Raw genomic sequence first — 3,262 nt, 5'->3', positions numbered from 1 at the left:
CCGCCGAAGGCGGAGAGGGCAAAGCCCTCACTGAGCTCAGACTACAACCTACTTTTTAAGAACAAAATCGGCGAAAGCTCACTTGACATTCACCGGCAGATCTCCCATCAGATTCGCGATGGTGTGGGTTTTGCCCGTGCCCGGAGGCCCGAGAACGATGACGTTTTTGCCTTCGCTCAGCATCTGAGCAATTCGGAGCTGATCCTCATTGGCGGCTTCCGTAAGCAGAATCTGCTGGCTTTCGCCGGCAGCGCGTGCAATGCGTTCATTGAGATCCGGAAGCGGCTTGCTCGAAAGGCTTTCATCCAGGGAAGACGGGCAGACGAGGCTCTTGAGCGCGGCAGGAGGGTCGATGACTTGGTCATGAATCGCATCGATGATGTTGCTGATCGCCTGACCGACGCCCAGGAGCCTTTTGCGATAGAGAAGGACCGGGCGGGGATAAATTGCAACCTGCATTCCCTGATTAAAGGGCAGGTGATTCTTATCTTCTGACCAGGCCGATTTCGGCGCAAGGCGATTGGCCAGCGCTTCAAAACTCGCCTGGAAATGATCTGTTGTGGCGAATTCCAGCCCCGCTTCATTGATCTGCGGATCCTTGACGACATCTTGAACAGCATTGAAATTAATAGAGAATTTTGTAGGAAGCGCCGTGAAGACTTCGTTTTGAACCCGCGACTGTGCGGCAAGATCGGCTTTTAGTTCAATGCTCTTGGCGTTTGCGCCGAGTTCAAAGACGAGCGTGCGGCAAAGAAGCGGATACTTGATGTCCGCTTCGAGCGTGGCTGCAGTTTGAAGGATGTAGTTTCCGAGGACGATCTCATCGCGCAGATTGGAGTCGCTCAGGCGGGTCCTGAGCTCGTAAAGCTTCAGGTAGAGATCCATCACGATGTTGGCGTCGTGAGTCTGCTTGAGCCATTCCTGCCGCTCGGCGAGCCACTTCGTCAACGCAAGCTGCCGGGCAGGATCGTCGCTGAAGAGGATTTCAGGCGTTTTGCCGGGCAGAAGGAGCGGCTGCGAATCAGTGCTGTGTTTCTGCCTCTTGGCGGCTGAAGCCTTCGAAAGTTCAACAAATCGCTTTTCAAAAGCCTTGCGTTCCGCACTGTTCAGTTCATCAACCGGGAGGTAGCGCTGCTCAACAGGCTGCCTCGATTCTGTGTCCACCCATCGGAGAAGCTCATTGGGCAGAGTCGTCTTCTTATTTCTCGACCATGTTCTGAACTCATCCACGCGAACCAGATCATCTTCAAAAGAAACGAGGGCGTAAGTCCCATGGAGATCTGCAGGCAGTCCCAGTCTTTCAGAAGCCTTCCAAAGGTCGCGGGGCGTGCACCGGGAAATCGGAAGATGCATCCTCTCTCTCAGGCTGTCGTCCGGCGTCCAGTCCTCGTTCTGCGTTTCACCGACCAGCCAATCGATAAGAATCGGCGCGGGCTCCGGGAATGCGGGGATGACGGGGGCGGTGACTTTCAGAATAAAGTCGTCTTCGGGACCGCCGATATCAATGCCCTCAAGCGAATCGTCAATGCTGTCGAGGTAAAGGCATTCGCAGTCGCTCGAACGCGCATCAATATTGAAGCTGCGCTTATTGATGCATTGGTGGACTTCCTTCGCATAGCGCAGGACGCTGCAGATTTGTTCTCGTTCAAGGGCGGAGGTAGCGGGGGTACGGTCTGACTGCATGAAAGAGCGGAGAGTGGGGAAAACAGAGGGTTGATGTTCCGTCAATATGGCTTTGATGCCAAAGGAGTTTTGAGAGAGACGGAAACGGAAATTATATTGGCGGCACTTGGAATTACCGGGGCTCTAGGCCGATGCTTGCACAGTAAACGTCGATAAATGTCGTACCGAGACAATGTGAGTTGCGGGATTGAGGAATATCCCGAATCTTTAAGGAAGGTCTGAGCAAGTGCCAATTTTTATGACGGCAACCGGAAAATCCGGACCAAACACATACATTCGGTTGTTTACAGTCTAAAAATTGGCAGTTTATGCTGTTTTTAGTGGAAATTTACACAATATAGGCACAATTAGCCTTGATATTTCACCTGGCCGCGGAGCTCCAGTCTCCGCGGTCTAATTGAGAATGAATCGCATCTAGCATCCAGAAATCCGCGCCGCGGATACAACCCCCCCTTACCCCCGAGTTGACAGCGAGTCGGGGACGCTCCATCAGGGGCTATTCCATCAGGATTTCAAAACGGCGCTGCCAAGCTTCCGGCATCGGCGGCAGGCCGAAGACAATGCGGGTCTGCAGTTCGCGGACCTTGGCCGGTACGCAGATGAGGAACTGGCGGATGAGCCGGATCGTCGGCCCGTAGCGGCGCTTTTCAGCGCAGTGCGCGCGCGTCGTATTCCGCTTTCGGCTGCGCCGCTTCTTCAAGGGCTTATGCGGCTGCTCGCGCCTGAGCAGAGCGTGCCGAAGCTCCTCCATGATCTGCATGACGACGAGCGTGATTGTCATGCGCAGCGAGTTGACGAAGAAGCCGTTCAGACTGCAGCGTGCGGCACAGCACGACGACTTCCATTCGCAGTTGAGTCGCTCATCCTCACCTCGGGAGCAGAAAATTTCTTCATAAATTTCAATGAATGCTTCGGCATTCGCCTTGTCCCGCTCGAAGCTCTCATCGGGAAGCGCGCGGTACTTTCTCAGGCCGCGGCCTTTGGCGAAGGCCCGGGCTTCTTCAATCGAAAGGTTTGTTTGAATGAAGCGGGCATCAACGTCCTGGTACTGATCGCTGAACTGCAGGCGGTACACCACCGTCCGGGGTGTTTTCCATGTTTTTGCTTGATAGTTATGGAAAAACCGCAGCAGCGGAACTTGTTGCCTGCCGTCGTGCTGGTGAGCTTGCGGCGGCGCTTTGGAGGCTTCACTTCATCAAATAGTCCGGTCAGCGGGATCTCCTTAAGAATTTCCTTCGCCATGCAAATCCTGCTATTCGGGTCTGAGGAGTACTCCTCGGCAATATGCCTGAAGAGTTTTGTCCTCAGGTCTTTCGGGCGCACGTTGTAGCCCAGAATGTAGCTCACCCCTTCCTCGACAATGATTCTGATGAGCTCGGCGTTGTTGTAGCCGGTATCGCCGCGCACAAGAATTTTTGCGCCGGGGAAGCTTTCCCTGAGCTTTTGAATCAGCCGGCGGATGTGAATGAGGCAGAGCGCTGCGCCATTCGCTGCGCCCGGGGCATTCTGCACAAACGCAGGAACGCCGTTGATCGCCACAAAGATCGGCAGGTATGAGATGCACCGGTAGTGCCCGTCG

General features: G+C 54.6%; 3 protein-coding genes. All 3 read right to left on the bottom strand.

Annotation, left to right across the window (positions count from 1 at the left end; all coding sequences use genetic code 11):
- Nucleotides 1-78: 78 nt before the first annotated feature.
- Nucleotides 79-1,683 (bottom strand): DEAD/DEAH box helicase family protein, encoded by a 1,605-nt coding sequence (locus GBM95_RS11380; RefSeq protein ID WP_152159203.1) that lies wholly within the window; start codon nt 1,681-1,683, stop codon nt 79-81.
- A 496-nt stretch (nt 1,684-2,179) separates the two neighbouring features.
- Nucleotides 2,180-2,464: a hypothetical protein gene (locus tag GBM95_RS13200; protein ID WP_404817502.1), complete on the bottom strand. Its 285-nt coding sequence runs from the start codon at nt 2,462-2,464 to the stop codon at nt 2,180-2,182.
- Between the two features lie 185 nt (nt 2,465-2,649).
- The coding region (locus GBM95_RS11370) for a transposase (protein ID WP_152159201.1) at nt 2,650-3,262 on the bottom strand (613 nt) is incomplete at its 5' end.

Source organism: Sutterella seckii (assembly GCF_009183815.1).
GTDB lineage: Bacteria > Pseudomonadota > Gammaproteobacteria > Burkholderiales > Burkholderiaceae_F > Sutterella > Sutterella seckii.
Note: the sequence above shows the minus strand (reverse complement) of the source record. Positions and strands in the feature narration are given on the sequence as shown.

Bases quoted from the DNA above. Each gene is read 5' to 3' on its own strand.
- GBM95_RS11380 (WP_152159203.1), bottom strand. From the start codon at position 1,683: ATGCAGTCAGACCGTACCCCCGCTACCTCCGCCCTTGAACGAGAACAA.
- GBM95_RS13200 (WP_404817502.1), bottom strand. From the start codon at position 2,464: ATGACAATCACGCTCGTCGTCATGCAGATCATGGAGGAGCTTCGGCAC.